At 63.2% G+C, this 18,263-nt stretch carries 16 protein-coding genes; 8 read left to right on the top strand and 8 right to left on the bottom strand.

The genetic code is table 11. The annotated features are described in order from the left end of the window. Positions 1-5 precede the first annotated feature (5 nt). The gene (locus FJQ89_RS05775; RefSeq protein WP_141169430.1) at positions 6-2,543 is read right to left on the bottom strand and encodes a TonB-dependent receptor; all 2,538 of its coding nucleotides are present in this window, start codon (positions 2,541-2,543) and stop codon (positions 6-8) included. A gap of 306 nt (positions 2,544-2,849) precedes the next feature. On the opposite strand from FJQ89_RS05775, the gene FJQ89_RS05770 reads away from it, so the two are divergent. The 6 genes from FJQ89_RS05770 to FJQ89_RS05745 all read left to right on the top strand — a co-directional run bounded on the left by FJQ89_RS05770 (position 2,850) and on the right by FJQ89_RS05745 (position 9,837). Beyond that, positions 2,850-3,752: a GGDEF domain-containing protein gene (locus tag FJQ89_RS05770; protein ID WP_141169429.1), complete on the top strand. Its 903-nt coding sequence runs from the start codon at positions 2,850-2,852 to the stop codon at positions 3,750-3,752. After that, positions 3,752-4,777 (top strand): AraC family transcriptional regulator, encoded by a 1,026-nt coding sequence (locus tag FJQ89_RS05765; RefSeq protein WP_141169428.1) that lies wholly within the window; start codon positions 3,752-3,754, stop codon positions 4,775-4,777. The genes FJQ89_RS05770 and FJQ89_RS05765 overlap by 1 nt, the downstream gene beginning before the upstream one ends. Before the next feature lie 219 nt (positions 4,778-4,996). Next, positions 4,997-6,391, top strand: coding sequence for a class I SAM-dependent methyltransferase (locus tag FJQ89_RS05760; protein ID WP_141169427.1), 1,395 nt, complete (start codon positions 4,997-4,999; stop codon positions 6,389-6,391). After that, on the top strand, positions 6,391-7,734 hold the full coding sequence (locus tag FJQ89_RS05755) for a sensor histidine kinase (protein ID WP_141169426.1): 1,344 nt from the start codon (positions 6,391-6,393) through the stop codon (positions 7,732-7,734). The genes FJQ89_RS05760 and FJQ89_RS05755 overlap by 1 nt, the downstream gene beginning before the upstream one ends. Then, positions 7,734-8,831, top strand: a complete 1,098-nt coding sequence (locus tag FJQ89_RS05750; RefSeq protein ID WP_141169425.1) for a hybrid sensor histidine kinase/response regulator — start codon at positions 7,734-7,736, stop codon at positions 8,829-8,831. Before FJQ89_RS05755 ends, FJQ89_RS05750 begins: the two co-directional genes overlap by 1 nt. Beyond that, positions 8,824-9,837 carry a response regulator gene (locus tag FJQ89_RS05745; RefSeq protein ID WP_141169424.1) on the top strand — a complete coding sequence of 338 codons (1,014 nt, stop codon included), beginning with the start codon at positions 8,824-8,826 and terminating at the stop codon, positions 9,835-9,837. The genes FJQ89_RS05750 and FJQ89_RS05745 overlap by 8 nt, the downstream gene beginning before the upstream one ends. 78 nt (positions 9,838-9,915) lie before the next feature. Here FJQ89_RS05745 and FJQ89_RS05740 read toward each other — a convergent pair whose 3' ends face one another. Next, positions 9,916-10,443 (bottom strand): SRPBCC family protein, encoded by a 528-nt coding sequence (locus tag FJQ89_RS05740; RefSeq protein ID WP_141169423.1) that lies wholly within the window; start codon positions 10,441-10,443, stop codon positions 9,916-9,918. 227 nt (positions 10,444-10,670) lie between these two features. On the opposite strand from FJQ89_RS05740, the gene FJQ89_RS05735 reads away from it, so the two are divergent. Together FJQ89_RS05735 and FJQ89_RS05730 are read left to right on the top strand one after the other, a co-directional pair. Continuing rightward, a complete protein-coding gene (locus FJQ89_RS05735; RefSeq protein ID WP_141169422.1) occupies positions 10,671-11,459 on the top strand; it encodes a DNA/RNA non-specific endonuclease in 789 nt (262 codons plus the stop codon). An 11-nt stretch (positions 11,460-11,470) separates the two neighbouring features. Then, the gene (locus FJQ89_RS05730) at positions 11,471-11,725 is read left to right on the top strand and encodes a nucleotidyltransferase family protein (RefSeq protein ID WP_100873196.1); all 255 of its coding nucleotides are present in this window, start codon (positions 11,471-11,473) and stop codon (positions 11,723-11,725) included. A 37-nt stretch (positions 11,726-11,762) separates the two neighbouring features. On the opposite strand, the gene FJQ89_RS05725 is transcribed toward FJQ89_RS05730, so the two are convergent. The 6 genes from FJQ89_RS05725 to FJQ89_RS05700 form a co-directional block, all read right to left on the bottom strand. Beyond that, a complete protein-coding gene (locus tag FJQ89_RS05725; RefSeq protein WP_141169421.1) occupies positions 11,763-12,398 on the bottom strand; it encodes a VOC family protein in 636 nt (211 codons plus the stop codon). Between the two features lie 104 nt (positions 12,399-12,502). Next, positions 12,503-15,379 (bottom strand): M16 family metallopeptidase, encoded by a 2,877-nt coding sequence (locus FJQ89_RS05720; protein ID WP_141169420.1) that lies wholly within the window; start codon positions 15,377-15,379, stop codon positions 12,503-12,505. An 81-nt stretch (positions 15,380-15,460) separates the two neighbouring features. Further along, complete coding sequence (locus FJQ89_RS05715) at positions 15,461-15,793, bottom strand: type II toxin-antitoxin system RelE/ParE family toxin (RefSeq protein WP_141169419.1); 333 nt, start codon at positions 15,791-15,793, stop codon at positions 15,461-15,463. A gap of 1 nt (position 15,794) precedes the next feature. After that, on the bottom strand, positions 15,795-16,082 hold the full coding sequence (locus FJQ89_RS05710; protein WP_141169418.1) for a type II toxin-antitoxin system Phd/YefM family antitoxin: 288 nt from the start codon (positions 16,080-16,082) through the stop codon (positions 15,795-15,797). A 70-nt stretch (positions 16,083-16,152) separates the two neighbouring features. After that, a complete protein-coding gene (locus FJQ89_RS05705; protein ID WP_243136435.1) occupies positions 16,153-17,139 on the bottom strand; it encodes a sensor domain-containing diguanylate cyclase in 987 nt (328 codons plus the stop codon). A 93-nt stretch (positions 17,140-17,232) separates the two neighbouring features. Next, entirely contained in the window at positions 17,233-18,147 is a 915-nt protein-coding gene (locus FJQ89_RS05700) for a sensor histidine kinase (RefSeq protein WP_141169417.1), read from the bottom strand. Between the last annotated feature and the right edge of the window lie 116 nt (positions 18,148-18,263).

Genomic DNA, 18,263 nt, shown 5'->3' with positions numbered 1-18,263 from the left:
CATCATCAGAAGGCGCTGGCTTTCAGGCTCACTTTGAAAGTGCGGCCGTATTGTTCGTTCTGCACGTTGTATTGCTTCGTGCCCTGGTAGACATAGTATTTCTCGTTGTTCAGGTTGGCCGCTTCAAACGTTACCTGGAACTGCTTGTTGATCTGGTACGACAGCGAGAAATCAAGCTGCTTCTGGCTGTCGACGATGTGGTCCTGACTTTGGTCGAGGATGTCGTTGCCCATTTCCAGCAGATACGGCGACTTGTAGTTGAGGGCCAGGCGGGCGCTCACCGGCCCCGTTTCATAGCCCAGCATCAAGTTCATGACCTGGTTCGACTGGCCCGGCAGGCGGATGTCGCGGTTCATCTGCTGCTTGCTGGCCTTGTCGTAGCGGCCGATTTGCGCGCTCGAGGTGCTCAGGGTGCCGTTCACGCCGACGAGGAACTTGTTGAACGGCGCCGGCAGCATGCGCAGCGGCTGCATGTAGGCCAGTTCGATGCCTTTGACCTGGGCCGCGTCGCCGTTCGCATACGAGGTCGCCGAGGTGTAATTGGCCCACTGACCCGTGCCGGCCAGGTTCGTCGTGTAGGTAAAATTCTTGATGTCCTTGTAGAAACCGTAGGCGGACATCACGCCGTCATTGCCCAGCACGCGCTCGATACCGAGGTCCAAATTGTTTGCTTTCAGCGGTTTCAAGTCCGGGTTGCCGATCACGGCTTCCGTGTTGCTGGCCAGGCTGATGCCCGGCGCCAGCTGGCTGAAGTTGGCGCGCACGACGGCTTGCGTCCAGGCGGCCCGCACGCTGGTATGTTGATCGACGTCATAACGGGCTTGCAGGTTCGGCAGCCAGTTGGTGTACGAGCGTTCGCGCGTCAAGGCCGTGGCCAAACCGGTGCTGTCCACTTGCGAGCCGGCCGCTTCAAAGCTGGTGCGCTCAAGACGCACGCCGCCGAGGATGTGCCAGGCGTCGAAGTCGTAGCTGTTTTGCACATACATGGCGTTGATGTCTTCATGCATGCGGTAGTCGTTGATGATGGACTCGGTGGCCAGGCGCGCCTTGTCGCGGTCCAGTCCCGCCACACGGGCGCGTATCAGCGTGGGGTCCAGAGCCACGCCGATGTTGCCCAGGTCATAGTCGAGCGTGTGGCCCTGCACGAAGTTGCTCATCGAGGTCGAGCCGGCGCCCCAGTAATTGCCGCTGCTGGCCTTGTTGCTGTTATACGCCCATTGATCCGTGTCATTGGTTTTTTCGCGGCGGCTGATTTTGGCGCCGAATTTCAGGGTGGCGATGTCGAACTTGCGCGCCAGGTCGATGCGCGCGTGGTGTTCATTGTCCTTCGAGTAGCGCTTTTGCAGGGTGATGGCGTTCAGCGCGTAGCTGGCCGGATCGTACAGCGAGGCGGGGCCGCTCAATTTCGGCTCCTGCGTATCCGTGAAACTGATGCCGGCAAAATTGCTGGTGCCACGGAAACGGCCGTCGTTCAAGGACTCTGGCGTGTCTTCCGTGGCGCGGCTCATGCCGCCTTTCACGTCCAGCGTCCAGTCGCCCGATTTCTGCTGCGTGCCCAGCACCAGCGAGCGTACTTGCTGCGTGTACTTGCGCTGGCGGATGCGGCGCTCGGCGCGCGCGCCAGCCGTCTGGCTTTCGGCCAGGCTGCCGCCCGCGATATTGCTGATGGTCAGGCGGTCGCGTACTTCATCGTCGGAAAATTCGCTGACGAACGAGCGCAAAAACCAGCTGTTGCCCGCTTCCGGGCGGTAATCGAGGTTGACGGCCAGCGCGCCGCGCTTGCGCACGGGCAGGTAGTCGCGCAACTCCAGGCTAGATAATTTACCCTTGCTCCAGGCGCCGCCCGTTTCCACGTCATCGGAGCCGAACGAGCGCTTTTCCGCGCTCAGGCCGGCGGCCACGCCCAGCTTGCCATCGAGGAAGCGCTGGGCCCACAGGGCGCCGCCGCTGGGGCTGGTCTTGCCCGTCTTTTCATCATGGCTGGCGCCCACGTTGGCCGACAGCAGCTTGCCGGGCAAGTCGAAGGCGGACAGCGATTTGACTTCGATGGTGGCGCCCAGCGAATTGGCATCCATTTCCGGCAGCAGGGTCTTCGAGACTTCCAGCGTGCGGATCAGGCCGGCAGGCAGGATATCGAGCGCCACGGCGCGGCGGCCCGCTTCCGGCGACGGCACCAGCGCGCCGTTGATGGTCACCGCGTTCAGGTCCGGCCCCAGGCCGCGCACCGTGATGTAGCGGCCTTCGCCCTGGTCGCGCTGCACCGATACGCCCGGCAAGCGGGCCAGTGCTTCGGCTGCGTTTTTATCGGGCAAGCCGCCGATATCATCGCTGCTGATGACGCTGATGATGTTGTCGGCTTTCTCTTGCGCCGCGATGGCGTTGCGCAGGCTGGCGCGCTGGCCGCTGACGACGACGGTGGCGGCCGGCAAGCCATCTGCATCCTGCGCTTGTGCATGGCTTGGACCGCTGAAGACGGCCATGATGGCCAGGGACAGTGCAGTCAGGCGCAGCGGGGAGGGGAAGGAAGTGTGCAAGGTTTTCATGAAGAGCTCGGTTAGGGGTAGGGAACCGGGCGGATTCTAGGCAGCAAATATGACGGTTGCGTGACAGGCAAGGGCTGGCCGCGTTGAAAACAACGGCCTGTGAACGCTTTCCGGCCGGAAATGAAGGGTGGTGAGCTGAAATGACCTGCCAGCGCAGGGCGCACGGGCAATGGCTTGCTGGATTTGCATCAGTTGCGTTGCTCATGATGAGCCGTTTGCACCTGCCGCAGGGGTGTGGCGTATGTCATCGTGCCGTCATGGGCGGGCGCTATCGTGGCGACAGCACCACTTTTAAAGGTTCCCCACATGCTGCCGTTGCACCGTAACAGTCTGATTGCCGCCGCGCTGGCATTGCCCCTGTTCTTTTTCCTGTACGCGACACTAGGCCACCTTAAACCGTTTGCCATCTGGAAGTGGATGGATATCGTCTGCGAAGGCGGCACGGCCGTCATGGCGGGCATCTGGTTTTTGTTTACCCTCAGCAGCCGTCCACGCGGACGTGTGACGAGCCTGATCGCCGGCGGCCTGTGCGCGATCATGCTGGGCTCCTGGGCCGATTGCCTGGATGAATTCTTTGCCGTCGATAAGAGCGCCGTGTGGGACAACTGGCTGGAAGCGCTGATTCCGTTTGGCATGCTGGTGCTGACCATCGGCATGTATTACTGGCGCCAGGAGCAGTTTCGCCTGAACGAACACCTGCAAAAGCGCGAGCGCCTGTTCCGCGACCACCGCGCCTTCGACCGCATCACGCAGCTGGCCGACGCCAGCTATCTGCGCACGCAGATGCGCCTGGAACAGGAACGCCGGCCCGGTCTCGATTGCGCGCTGGTCTTGCTCGACATCGACAGTTTTCACCTGATTAACCGCGAATACGGCCACCGCGAAGGCGACCGCGTGCTGCAAGCCGTGGGCCACATGCTGCTGCTGAACTTGCGCAATGACGATTTGCTGTGCCGCTATGCGGGCGACCGCTTTGCCGTGCTGATGCCGGGCGTGTCGCGCGAGGATGCGGCCGTGAAGGCGCGCCACCTGTGCGCCATGGTGGGGCAGATGCGCCACCATGCCAACGACAACCGCGAAATCCGTTTGAGCCTGCGGCATGCCTGCTCGCTTACCGATGGCGTGCCGGAAGTGGTGTTGGCCGAACTGAGCCGTGCCGTGGAAACGCCGCGCTCCGGTGCCGGGATCAGTTCCGCCGCGCCTGCCTGATGCCGCTGAACCAGCAAGGCGACCCCAGCATCGCGGCCCATCACCAGCCGGCGCTGGTGCTCGACTACGCGCGCAGCCGCGAACTGGCTGTGGCGCCGCTACTCAAGGGCACGGGCCTCGACGGTGGTGCGCTGCCGTGTGCGGAAAGCCAGGTCAGCGCCGCGCAATACCTGCAACTGCTGGCCAATGTGGCGCGCGGCCTGGACAGTGCCGACACCAGCTTCATGCTGGGCCAGCAAATGCTGCCCGGTCATTACGGCGCCGCCAGCCATGCCTTGCTGCAGGCGCAGAACTTGCGCCAGGCCTTGACCATCCTGTGCGGCTTCCACACCTTGCTGTGTCCGCTGCTGCAGCCGCGCTTGCGCGAGGCGGGCGAGCTGCACGTGTTGTACTGGGTCGATGCGTTCGGCGCGCCGAGCCAGCTGCCTTTTTTGGTGGAAATGCACATGACGGCGCTGGCGGCCATGTGCCGCTGGCTGGCCGGCGAGGCGTTGCCGTGGCGCTTCTGCTTCAACCGCGCGCGGCCACGTCACGTGGAGCAGCACGAGGTGCACCTGGGCCAGGCGCTGCGTTTCGATTGCCAGGTCGATGCCATGCTCATCGATTCCAGCTGGCTTGATAAACCCTGGCCGCGCGGCAATGCCACGGCGGCCGCGCTGGCCTTGCGGGCGGCCGCCCTGGCACCTGTACCGGCAACGAGCCTGCTCGGTGCGCTGTACGACTACCTGCTGGCCAATATCCGCTGCGCACCCACGCTGGAACGCACGGCACAGGAATTCGGCGTCAGTCCCGCCACGTTCAAGCGCCACCTGGCACGCCATGGCACGCATTTCCAGGCCGAGCTGGACCAGGTGCGCGCGCACAAGGCCATCTACCTGTTCCAGGCGCATGGCTACGACAACGACGCCGTGGCCGCCTACCTCGGCTTTCATGATGCCACCAACTTTCGCCGCTCGTTCAAGCGCTGGACGGGGCAAACGCCGCAGTTGTTGCGTCATGCGCTGGCACTGTTCGTGGCCGGTTGAATGGCGGCGTTGCGCGCCAGCGCCACGGGCAGTCATTCCAGTGGGAACAATTGCCCGTTCTACTACATCCATAGTACACTCGATCAGAGAGCGAACAGACGCGCTTTGAGGCGCTCCGGTGCGGCGGCGACGACCGCTGTGCCGTGCCTTAACCCAGCCTGGAAACTGGCGTGCCCAGCGTGGTGCGCCGGCAGCCGGGCAACTTGATAATGCCCAATCGTGTATTCACAATCGCAGATCGATCCAGTCGTCAGTTTCCGTAACACCCAGGGTGAGGCGGTGCGCGGCACGATTTTCAACTTGCAGCGCAATTCGCTGGTCATGGAAATCTACAATCCCTACTCGATTGTGCAGGTCAGCGAGGTGCTCAATGACGTGACGGTGCGCATGGGGGCGAAGAACGCCTATGTGGGCAAGGCCGTCGTCATCAGCAGCGTCAACACGGGCCTGACCGCCATCGTTTCCGTCACCCTGATCGACGAGTGGCGCGAGCTGAGCGACGTGGTGGTGGTCAAGGGCGCCGTGGCGAAAGAGTCCAGCGCCTTTGTCGCGGGCTGGGGCGAGCGCTTCCGCATCCGTCGCGATTACCAGATCGTCGTCAACGAAATGCGCGCCTTTTTGTCGGAGGTGGCGCGCTGGGTCGAGCAAGTCGACTTGTCCGACTCGCTGCCGAAGGAAAACGGCCGCCTGCGCGCCGACATCTTCGACGAGCTGGCCTTGCCGCTGATGGAGCAAACCCAGCTGTACTTGCGCCAGCTCGAGGTGGAAGCCTCGCTGGTCGAGGAAGAACGGGCGCCGGCCCACCGGGCCTTTGCCCAGACGGCGCTGCACCCGCTGATCCTGCGCGCGCCGTTCGTCTTCCGCACGTTTACCAAACCGCTCGGCTATGCGGGCGATTACCAGATGGTCAATCAGCTGCTCGACGATCCGCGCCAGGGTCCGAGCACGTATTTTCAGATTGTCAATGCAGCCTTCTTGCAGGCGGCTGTCGCCACGGCGCACCGCAACCGCATCGATATCCTGACGGAGTTTTTGGCGCACAAGGCGGCCGAGGCGCGTGTTGCCGGGCGCGTGTATAAAGTGCTCAACGTGGGCTGCGGCCCCGCCATCGAGGTGCAGCGTTTCCTGGAAACGTGCCCGGATGCGCAGTGGCTGGCCTTCGAGCTGGTCGACTTCAGCAGCGAAACGCTGGACTGGACGCGCGCGCGCCTGACCACCATCATGCAGCGCACGGGAAGCGTGGTGGAAATCGATTATGTGCACGACTCCGTGCACAACCTGCTCAAGCGCCGTCACGGCTCGGGCATCACGGGCTTGCCCGGCAGTTTCGACGCCGTGTATTGCGCCGGCCTGTTCGACTACCTGTCCGACAAGGTGTGCGCGCGCCTGCTGCTGCATTTCGCCTCGCGCGTGGGGCCGGGCGGGCGCCTGCTGGTGACGAATGTGCACGCCGACAATCCGGGCAAGTTCGGCATGGAGCATTTGCTGGAGTGGCATTTGATCTATCGCAATGAGGCGGGCTTGTCGGCCTTGCTGCCCGAACATGCGACGGCGCCGAAAATCTATGTCGACGCCACGGGCGTGAATGTGTTCGCGGAAGTGAGCATTCCTTGATGGATACTCCAGGCCTGCACGCCGGCTACACGGCCGTTTTGCGCGACTTCCGCCTGGAATTCAGCCGCGGCGGCGCTTACACGGGCATCGTGCTGATCCTGCTGGGCATGGGCCTCGATTCGGCGCTGTATCCGGACAAGCAGTCGGCGTTTACCAGTGCGCGCATCCTTGTGTCCGTGCTGATCTTTTTCGTCGTGCTGGCCATGCGCACGCGCTGGGCGCAAGACCGTATCCAGGGACTGACTTTTGTCTGGCTGATCCTGCCGCAAATCATGATCGCCTGGATGATCGCCATCACGGAAGGCGCCACCTCGATCTATTACGTGGGCATGACCCTGGCCATCTATTCCTCGGGCATCGTGCTGGCCTTCGGCCTGTGGCAAAACATGGTCTTCGGCGCCATCTCCTGCCTGCTGTACGTGGCCGCCTGCGCCTGGCATGCGGGCGGCTTCGACTTGCCGGCCACGTTTGTCGTCAATTGCCTGTTCCTGATCATGTCGGCCAGCATCAGCGCCGTGTTTACCTATTTCAATGAGCGCGCCCGCTTCATGCTGTTCCAGCTGAAGGCGGAAGTGGCGCAAAAGAACACCCAGCTGGAAGAAACCAACAAAAGCCTGGCCGATATCAAGGGGCAGATGCTGCAGCAGGAGAAAATGGCCGCCATCGGCACCCTGGCCGCCGGCATGCTGCATGAAGTCAACAACCCCGTGAATTTCTGCATGATGGCCATCGAGGTGGCCATTGAAGACCCGGCCGCCAAGCAAAGCGCGCTGGTGAGCGAATGCCTGGCCGACGCCAAGCAGGGCATGCTGCGCGTGCAGCACATCGTGTCCGATTTAAAAACCTTTGCCTACCGCAAGAGCGGCAACCAGCTCGAAACGGGCCATTTCCAGTTCCGCAGCGCGCTCGACGCGGCCATCCGCCTGGTGGGGCATGAAACGAAGAATGTCAGCATCAGCCACGACTTGCCGGTCGACACCCTGGTGCGCGGCGACGAGGCGGCCATCGTGGGCGTGCTGATCAATTTGCTGGGCAATGCCGTGCTGTCCATGCGCAAGGGCAATGCGCCGCCATTCGAGATCCGCATCACGGCCCGCTGGGACGAGAACCGCCTGCGCATCAGCGTGCGCGACAACGGCCCCGGCATCGCCCCGGAAAACCTGGCGCGCGTGTTCGAACCGTTCTTCACCACGCGCGAAGTGGGGCAGGGGCTGGGCCTGGGCCTGAGCATCAGCTATGGCGTGATCGAGCGCCACGGCGGCACCCTCTCCGCCGAAAGCGAGCTGGGTGTATGGGCCAGCATGAATTTCGACTTGCAGCGCTCCGACTGGGAGGGCCGTTAATGGACAACGATAGCCGCGCCAGCGTGCTGTACGTGGACGATGAAGCGCTCGCCTGCAAGTACTTCGCGCGCGCCATCGGTGCGCACTACCGCGTGCTGACGGCGCACAGCGTCGATGCGGCGCTGGCCTTGCTGAAAGATGAGGCCGCCAACATCGATGTGCTCGTCACCGATTACCGCATGCCGGACCGCCTTGGCAGCGAGCTGCTGCAGGAAGTGGCGCAATGCTATCCGCACATCGTCAGCATGCTGGTGACGGCGTATGCGGACAAGGACGTGCTGCTCGAACTGATCAACGGCGGCGCGCTGTTCCGCCTGCTGGAAAAGCCGCTTGACATGGTCGCCATGCAAACGGCGCTGCAGCTGGCCGTGCAGACGGGACGCGAGCGCGCCGCGCGCCGCCAGGGCCTGGTGGCGATGGAGGAATCGCTGGCCTTCCTGGCGCACGAATTGAACACGCCGCTGGCGGCCATCGCCAACTTTGCGCGCGGCATCGCGCGGCGCGCGCAGGCGGACGCCGCACCACAGGCCGAGATCGGCGAAGCGGCCGCTTTGATGCACGACAATGCGCGCTATTGTTTGTCCGTGCTGGCCAGTTTTGTCGACACGGTGCGCCTGGCCAGCGCCGGGCCGGGCATGCAGGGTGGACGCAGCGCCGGCAGCGCGCGCCAGTTGCTGGCCGCCTTGCTCGACAGCTATCCCTTGAGTACGGCCCAGCGCGCCGCCATCACGGTCGAGCAGGGCGAGGATTTCGCCATTGCCGAGTCGCCCAATTGCGTCGCGCTGATTTTATCGTCCGTGCTGGCGAATGCCCTGCGTTCGGCCGGCGAGCAAGCCCATCCTGCGATCGGCATCCGCATCGATGCGGGCCGCATCACGGTGCGCGACAATGGCGCCGGCATCGCCCCCGAGATTGTCGCGCAGCTGTTGCTCGACCCCGTCAGTGCCAGCGGCAACGAAGGCAAGGGCTGGGGCATGGTATTTTGCCACCGCATGATGCAATCGTTCGGCGGCAACCTCGATATCGCCACCGAATTTGGCAGTGCCACCACAGTCACCCTGAATTTTCCAGTACATATAAGGAACGAGCATGATTGACGCCAATCTGCGTTTGCCGGCTCAGCTTGAGCCGGCGCAAGGCTTGCCGACGATACTCTATGTCGATGACGAGGCCAACGCCCTCAAATATTTCCAACGCGCCATCGCGCCGCTGGCCAACGTGCTGACGGCGACCTCGGTCGAGGAGGGCAAGCGCATCCTCGACGCGCAAGCCGAGCGCATCGCCGTGCTGGTGTCGGACCAGCGCATGCCTGGCGCCTATGGCAACGAATTGCTGTCCTATGCCTGGGACCGCTACCCGCACATCGTGCGCATTTTGACCACCGCGTATTCCGAGCTGGAGCACACGGTGGAAGCCGTCAATCAGGGGCAGATCCACCGCTATATCCAGAAGCCGTGGGATATCGCGGCGCTGCGCATGGAACTCAAGCAGGCTTTGGAACTGGCGCGGCTGCGCAATGAACACGCGCAGTTGCTGCGCGAAAAGCTGATGGTGCGCCAGCGGCAAGCCGTCGCCAACCGTATCGGCACCCTGTACGCCTTGTGCGCCAGCCTGGCCGGTCCGGAACAGCAGCTGCCCGTGGAAGCGTATCTGTCGGCGGCCCTGACGGCCGGCGTCACGCCGCCCGAGCCGGACTGGCTGCTGATGGATTATGCCGATCTGGTCAGTTCGGAAGCCTTCCGCGGCACCGTCTTTGCCGCCGCCGTGCGCCAGCAGCTCGACACGCTCGAGCGCGAGCACCCGGGGCGCGGCGTGGAGCAATCGATCGACATGCTGTTGCCCGTGTTTGGCGCGGCGCTGCAAAACCAGGGCGGCACTGCCCTGTTCCTCGATGGCCGCCTGCTGACGGAATTCCTGGAAACGCCGACCACCACGCCCGTCTCGTCCATCCACGCATTCTGGCTGGCCAGCTTGCTGTGGCTGGCGCGGCGCGGCTGGTCCTTGCAGCTGAGTAAGACGGAACTGGGCTTGCAGGGCAAGGTGGTGCAGGCTGAACCGGCGCTCACGCCGGACCACCTGGCGGCCTGGATCGAGCAGTTCTGAGCAGGGCGGTCCTCAAGGGGCCGGCGCCAAAGAAAACAGGGCCGCGCGGGCCCTGTTGCTGCATGCTGCGAGCAGAGCTTAGCGCTCCGCCGCCGTTTTCAGGTTGTTCAAGCCTTTTTCAAAATCCTTGCCGATCATCCGGTCCATGCTGACAAACACCGTCATGACCTTGCTGACGTAAGGGCTGGGGCCCGTCATGGTCCAGTTCACCCTGGTGCCGTCGCCCTCGGGTGTCATGGTAAACGTGGTGGTGTTATGGCTTTTGAACGGTTTCAGGAAGTCCAGCTTGATGACGGTGCGCTCGGGCTGGGCCGCTTCCGTGATTTCCATGCGGCCGGCGCCCACCTTGTCATTGCCTTGCCACGCATATTGCGCGCCCAGGCCATTGGCCGGGCCCGCAAAGGTGCGGCGCATGGCCGGATCGAGTTTTTCCCACGGCGACCAGGCGGCCCAGTAATGGAAGTCCGTGATCAGGCCGGCGATTTTCTCGGGCGGGGCCTTGATGGTGATTTCGCGCTGGACACTGAAGGTGTCGGGCTTGGTGGTGGCATAGCCGAGGATGGCGGCGACGACGACGACGATCAGCAGCAGGGTTTTTTTGATCATATGCTCTCCAGATCTTGAATGGTCGATGCGAACGAATCAAGGCAATCTTAGCAGATATGAATGGCTGTGCGCAGCCGCTTGGCCTTTATTTGCGCCAGCTCTGCGCAGGGCCGCCTGCACGCCCGCTCGCCGCCGCGCGCACCCGCGCACGCCAGGTGTGTGCAGGTTTGTGGTGCGGGCCGGCGTCCGCTAGAATGCTGGCCTGCAACGATTTCACTTAGGGAAATATGATTCAACGATCGATCGCCAGGCTGACCCTGGCGTGCGGCTTGCTGGCGTCCGCCTTTGCCGCGAACCTGGCGCATGCCGATGCCTGTCCCGCCCATTATGTCGATGGCCGCAAGCCGGAAATCACCAACCCCAAGCTGGACGTGGCGACCAGGGAGCTGTGCTACAACGTGTTTGGCGTGATGCACTCGGGGATCACGCGCACGCCGCTATGGTCGGCTGAACACCTGACGGCGAACAATCTGGAAGCGGCGCAGGACTTGTCACGCGAAAACTCCTTCCACGCCGAACGCAAGCTGCCCGCCGCCCAGCGCGCGGAACTGGCCGATTATGCGCGCAGCGGCTTCGACCGTGGCCACATGGCGCCCAACGGCGACATGCCGGATCGCCAGAGCCAGCACGACAGCTTTACCCTGGCCAACATGGTGCCGCAGGATGCACGCAACAACCGCTATGTGTGGGCCGGCATCGAGGGTGCCGTGCGCAAGATGGCCAAGAAGGAGGGCGATTTGTACGTGATCACGGGGCCGGCGTTCATTGGCGGTAACTTGCGCAAGGTGGGAAGAGTCATTGTGCCCAGCCACCTGTACAAGGCCGTGTACAGCCCGCGCCAGCGCGCCGGCGCCGCCTACTTCATCGAAAACGTCGATACCAAGCAATATGAAATGCTGAGCATTGCGCAACTGGAAGACAGGATAGGCATCGATCTGTTACCGTCGCTGACGCGCCAGCAAAAGCTGCGCATGCTGAGTTTGCCGAAGATCAGTAGCAAGTCCAAAAACCGTTGAGAGGAAATCCCATGTGCGCAAAGAAATTCGTCCCCTACGCCAATGAAAGCGATGTGCTGGAAATCGGCAATCTGAGCATCGAAAACCGCATCGACCGCATCAGCCTCAGCGGCGACATCGACCTGACCCTGGACAAGCCGGGCCTGGCCCTGGCGAAACAGCTGCAAAAACTGCTGGCCGACGTGGTGGCGCAGCTGGAAAAGCAGGAACTGCCCGACCAGTTGCCGCCGCCCGAGGTGACCTCGGTGGCCAATCCCTTCGAGTGAGTTGGCAAACGCGGGCGCGCTTGATTGTCCGCCGGTCTTACAGTTGGCGCGGCCCCTGCGGCGTGTTGATGTGGGCCACCAGGCGGGGGCCGCGTTCCCCTGTCGACGGGTGCACAGCCACCTGGCTATCAAGGCCCAGCGATAGCAGCAAGCGCGCAATGCGTTCCGGTTCGGGATGAAACAGGTCAAGCTTGATGAGGGACAGTCCATGGTCCTGCAGCCTGGCCGCCGGGTGCGCTGCCGCTTGCCACTCGATGAGTGCCGGGGCAACGCCATGCAGGCGCAACGCGCCATCATCGGGAATGGTGATCAGCCAATTCAGGGCACCTCGGCTCATCGCCTCGATATTGCCAAGTGGCTCCGAACAAGCCGCAACGCTTGCCTCGATATCGGTAGTGCGGGCTATCCAGGTGGCGAGTGCCGGTGCCGCATTGGCGGCCAGGGTGTCAAGCGCGAACCAGCGGGGCCTGGATGGTGGCGGCGCCGTGGGGTCGGGCGCGATCACTTCCAGGTAGACAGAATCGCCAAGCCGCAGCAGAAGGTTATGCGTCCCCATGTGGGCATGCGCTCCGCCAGCCTGAGGTTCCACCCCTAGCGCCAGCCGCACCAGCTCGGCACCCGCTTCCAGCGTTGGCGCCGTGATGGCGATATGGTCAATGTGGCAGCATGTCACTGCAGATCCTTCACCGTAGCATCGTTGATGTGTTCAAGCCTGCTCATCCTCGGAGGCAACCCCATCCGACGGCCAGCATCGGATGGGACTGACACAGCGCCTGCTTACTTCGCGAACGCCTGCGCCGCTGGCGTCACGGTAACGGCTGCCGGTTTGATGTTCAGCTTCATCGCGCCGATGACTTTGTCTTCATCGAGCAGCGCCTGCGGCTTGTTGCCGTCGTACTTGATGGGAGAAAACGCGTCGCTGACGAGCTTATCCTTCAAGCCGGCCGCATCCTTGGCGACGATCACCACGGACAGGTTTTTCGCCGACAAATGCTGTTTGATGGCGCGGTTGACATCGGCCACCGTCAGTTTCGACAGGCCGTCACGCATCAGCTTGGTAAATTCCGGCGTGCCATACCATTGCGAGTCGAGCGCATAGCCCAGTTGCTGGTCCTGCGTCGAGGTCATGACGAAGACGTTCTTCATCAGGTAGTCGCGCGTGGTGGCGAAGTCGTCCTGCGTCAGGCCGTTGTCGATGAGCTTGCCCAATTCCGTCAGGGCCACGCGCAGGGCGAAGTGGGCGTTGTCCGGCGCCACGGGGCGGATCCAGATCTCGAACAGCTGCGCCTTGCGGCCCAGGTTCGGGTTCGGGAAGAACTGATACATGCCGCGCGGGAAAGCTTCGATGTAGGCGTAATCGCCGTAGTTCATGCCGCGGATTTCGCGGATGCGCTGGTACAGGTAGGAGTTCGAAGCGCGGTGCTCGCCCAGCCACGTCTTCGCCAGCCACAGGGCGGGGAAGTCCGGGTGCGTGCGCGTCACTTCCAAAGGCAGGCCGAACGAGATGGCCGTGGCGCGCGTATTTTTCTCGATGATTTCCACTTCCAGGCCCTGCGCCTTGCGGCCCGCGGGTTTGACGGTGGCCGGCAAGCCTGGGCCGGCCGGCAGTTTGCCGAGTGCCTGCGTCAGCGAGGCCGTCATGGCGTCGGACACCTCGCCGGAAAGGCCCACCTTGACGGCGCCTTGCGCATACGCCCTCTTCCAGAACTGTTTGACATCGTCGAGGGTGATGGCGTCGATGCCGGCCACCGTACCGAGCACAGGGTGACCATACGGCGTGCCTGCATACACATTCGTTTGCAGGCGTTCCTTGGCGAATTCCTCTTCGTTATTGTCCTTCAGGTCCAGCAGCAGCGCGTTCTTTTGGGCATCCTTCAGGCGGCGGAAGTCGTCTTCGCGGAAACCCGGCGAGAGCAGCAGGGGCAGGGCGATGGCGTTGAACTGCGTCCAGTTATCGCGGTGGATGGAACCCGTAAACGTCGTCATTTCCTTGTCCGTCTGCTGGCTGAAACTGCCGGCCAGCGGGAACAGGGCCTGGTTGACTTCGTCGATCTTGCGTTCGGACGAGCCACCGGACGCCACCATGGCGGCCGTCAGCGCGGCCAGGCCTTCCTTGCCTTTCGGGTCTTGCGCGGAACCGGCCGTAAACAGCAGCTTGTAGCGGATCTGCGGCAGCGCGGACTTTTGCACCAAGACGTCAAATTTTGCGTTCGAGGCGGGCGGCAGCAGGCTGGCCAGCTTCGGCGTGGTGGCGATGGCGGCTGCCATCGGCTGGTTTGACAGGGTGGTTACCACCAGGCCGTCGTCCGTCAGGTATTTGCGCGCGGCGGCCTGCAGGTCGGCCGGCGTAAGCGTATCGATCAGGCGGTAGTACTGGTTGATGGTGGCATACGAGCGGTCGAAATGCACGAAGGACGCCAGGGTGCCGGCGATCTGCTCCGTGTTGTCGAGTGAGCGGATCAGGCCGTATTTTTCGGCCGACTTGGCATCCGCCAGGTCTTTTTCGCTCACTGGCGTATCGCGCAGCTGCGCCACGGTGGCCAGGATGGCGTCGCGCACGTAGACGGCGTCATCGATGTTTTTCACGCGCGCGCCCAGCACGGCCAGCGTCGGGTCGACCCGGTCCGGCGTCATCTCGAACAACTGGTCGACCTTTTGCTCATTTTGCACCAGGCGTTTATACAGCGGCGAAGTGCGGCCGAACGACAGCGACAGCAACGTTGCCAGTGCTGCCTGGTCCTTGTCCTTCACGGAAAACGCGGGTGCGTGGAAGCCCACGGCCACCCATGGCAGGGTCGGCGTCGGCCAGGCCACGTGCTTGTAGACGGGGCCATGCGGCGCGGGTTCCACGGGCACGGCCGCCTGCTGCTTGCCGCGCTGCCACTGACTCCAGTATTTTTCCACCAGCGCGATGGCTTGCTGCGGCTCGACGTCGCCGGCGATGATGATGGTGGTGCGCTCAGGACGGTACCAGCGGTCGAAGAAGAGCTTCGAATACGCGTACTGGTTCGGCATGTCTTCGATGTCCTGGATAAAACCCATCGTCGTGTGCTTGTAGGTATGCGTGGTGTAGGCGCTGTCGCGCATCACTTCGAACAGTTTCGAGACGGGATTGGCGCTGTTCTTGTTGTATTCGCCCAGCACGGCCCGCGATTCCGTCTTGAACGCGTCTTCCGCGTAGTCGAGGTGCTGGAAGCGGTCCGCCTCCACCTTCAGCACGGTTTCCAGGTCTTGCTTGGCAAACGTCGTGTGGTAATTGGTCAGGTCGTCGCTGGTATACGCGTTCTGGCGCGCGCCGGCGCGGGTGATGACTTCCTGGTATTTCTCGGGCGGATAGGCCTTGGTGCCGCGAAACATCATGTGTTCAAAAAAATGCGCGAAACCGGACTTGCCCGGCTCGACTTCATTGCGCGAGCCCGTCTGCACAGGAATTTGCAGCGAGACCAGGTTCGGGAAGCCGGTTGGCACGATGATGATTTTTAGTCCATTGGCCAGGGTCTTTTCGGTGGCCTTGAATGGCAGCAAATCTGCTTTGCTGGCTGTGGCGCTGTGAGTGGCGGCCGGTTTGACGGGCGCGGCGCCCAGGTTCGACGAGGCCATGGCCGACAGGGCCAGGGCGAAAGCGGGTAATAAAGCGGGCATGATTCTTGACACGAGGGCTCCTTCTTTTTTGGATGTTATGAAAGTGCAACGCCGCAGCATAGAATATTCAGGCCGCCGTGCATAGGGGCGAGATTAAAAGTCGGGCCGCAGGATGCGTGCCGTCAGATGGCTGAGAAAGTCGCGCCGGGTCGGCAGGAACATGCGGATGTACACGATGCCGTGCGCGCGATCATGGTGGTACACGACGCGGATGTCGTGGCACAGGCGCTGCCGCACGTCCAGGCCGAGGTCGCGGGCCGCTTCGATGGGTGCGCCGCCGTCGGGATAGGCCTTCAGATCGGCAAAGAGTTGGCGAAAGTCCGAGGTGAACTGCTCGCATGGCGCTGCCGCATGGCGCGCCTGGAAGTCGCTGCGCAATTCCTTGAAATCGGCTGCGGCGCTTTTCAGCACGACGAGGCGCGCCATCTCAAGCCTGGTCGAGGCTGGCCAGGAAGTCTTCTTCGGACACCACGTCGCCGCGCGCGATGTCCTGGTTGCCCAGGGCGATCAGCTTCATGAACGCATGCTGTTCCTGCATCTGCTGCGCCTGCCGCTTGCCTTCCTGGTAAGCGTGCATCGATAGCACGACCATCTTCGCTTCGCCATTTTGCGTAATGATGATGGGCTCGTCCTGGCCAGCGTCAAAGCTGTTGACGATTTCGGTCGTATTGGCCTTGAGATAGGAGATCGGCTTGATGCGTTCCTTGAGGTTCACGGCGTCTCCGAATGAGATAAACTACGATAGGACCAAATATACACCAAATTTGGTCTTGCTTCTTTATTGCTTACGTGAGCGTGGTTTCCGGCAGGCTGATGCGGTTGCGTCCCAGGTGCTTGGCGCGGTACAGGGCGCAATCGGCCGTGTGGATCAGCTGTCCCAGTTGCGTGCCGGGGCCGGGCAGGGCCGTGGCGGCGCCGATGCTGACGGTGACGCAGGCGCCGTCGGAGCGCTTGCGCGGCAGTTGCAGCCGCTCCACGCGCTGGCGGATGCGTTCGGCCACGATGGCCGCACCCTTGAGCGACTGGTTCGGCAGGATGACGGCAAATTCCTCGCCGCCATAGCGGGCCACCAGGTCGTTCGTGCGCATTTCGCTGGCCACGGCACCGGCCACCTTGCGCAGGCACAGGTCGCCGCCCTGGTGGCCGTGGCTGTCGTTGTATTCCTTGAAATTGTCGACATCGACCATCAGCAGCGACAGGGGCTGGCCCTGGCGCTGGGCGCGCTGCCATTCGGCCAGCATGGTGTCGTCGAAGCAGCGCCGGTTCGCCAGCCCCGTCAAGCCATCGCGCGTGGCCAGGCGTTCCAGTTCCACCTGCGCACGTTTTTCTTCCGTCATGTCGCGCAGGGTTTCCACCACGGCGATCAGTTCGCCGTGATTGCCGTAGATGGGGCTGGCATCGACGGCCAGGTAGCGGCGCCGCCCCGTGCGCGGCATGTCGCACCAGTTTTCTGCACACAGATTGCTGCCCGTGCTGCTGCGGTATTGCTGCTGCGCGTGCAGCGCGCGCATGTCGCCGCCGCGTCCGGCCAGCAGCAGGTCGGCCAGGGTGGGGCGCTCGTCGTTGTAAAAGCAGCGGCCCGGCTCGCACGTGCCCAGTACTTCGGCCGCCGGCACGCCCGTCAGCTGCTCGCAGGCGCGGTTCCAGATCATCACCCGCCCATGCACATCGAGGACAAAGGTGGGCACCACCAGCAATTCCATCATCTTGACGGCGAAACCCTGGGCTTCGCCATACGGCGATGCGCTGGCATGTGCGTGACTATCCGGCATGAATGCATCCTTCCTGGGCGTGAATGGGGGGAGCTGGCTCCTTGGCCATGATGCAGCGTGGAGTAGCGATGGTGTTGATATAGAGCAATATTTTCAGCGATGGGCCATTGCTTCATCGTGGCCGCAGCCTGGCAGGGGCAGCGACAGGTGCAAGGTGGTGCCGGCGCCGCTGTGGCTGGCAATGTGCAGGCTGCCGCCGGCGGCGGCCACGCGCTCATGCATGCCGGACAGGCCGCAACCGAGGCGCGGCGGCGAACCGGTCAGTCCGACGCCGTCGTCGCTGATGCGGCAGGCGAGGGTGTCGCCCGCTTGTTGCAGGCTCAGCTGGACATGCGTGGCGCGCGCATGGCGGGCGATATTGGCCAGCGCTTCCTGCAGCGCGTGGTATAGCAGGGGGCCATGTATGCTGCCGGCGGCGGCGTCGAGCCGGTAATCGCAGCTGCAATCGATGCCCGTGCTGCGCTGGAAGTCCGTCAGCAAGCCGTCGCACGCCGCTTGCAGGCCGGCATCGAGGGCGGGCGGGCGCAGGTCGTGGATGACGCGCCGCAGCGCCGCGATGCTGAGGTCGACATTGCGCGCCATCACGGCCAGTTGCCGCGCCAGCTGAGGCGTCGCGCCCTGCGTGCTGGCCTGCAGCATGGACAGGTCGATTTTCAGGGTCAGCAGATGCTGGCCCAGGTCGTCGTGGATATCGCGCCCGATGCGCAGGCGTTCCTGTTCACGCGCCTTGCGCTGCCCGCTGGCCAGGCGCGTCTGCTCGGCGTCGGCGCGCAGCTGTTCCAGCCCCCGCTGGCGCAGCGCCAGGCGGTGCTGTCGCCACAGCAACAGCGCCAGCGCAAGGAGCAGGAGGGCGCAGGCCACCAGCAGAGGGGAGGGGATGCTGGCTCGCGGCATCGTCCCGGCCGCATAGCCGGCGTGCAAGGCGGCGAGTGCGGCGGCGAGTGCGGCGGCCGTCAGGCAGGCCAGAATGCTCAGGCGGTACGGCAGGCGTATCCAGCGTTGCAGCATGTCCTTGCTCCCCAAAAGTTTTCCAACGGGCAATGTTCTTACAGAAAATATATTAACTTTGGGTTATTTATATTGTCTAAACGCAAAAGCTACGCAGTTATGCCTGCCCCTGTGGC

Origin of the sequence: Janthinobacterium tructae, assembly GCF_006517255.1 — a bacterium.
In the GTDB taxonomy this organism is placed as follows: Bacteria; Pseudomonadota; Gammaproteobacteria; order Burkholderiales; family Burkholderiaceae_D; genus Janthinobacterium; species Janthinobacterium tructae.
The sequence above is the reverse complement of the archived record's forward strand: the minus strand, read 5'-3'. Positions and strand labels throughout refer to the sequence as shown.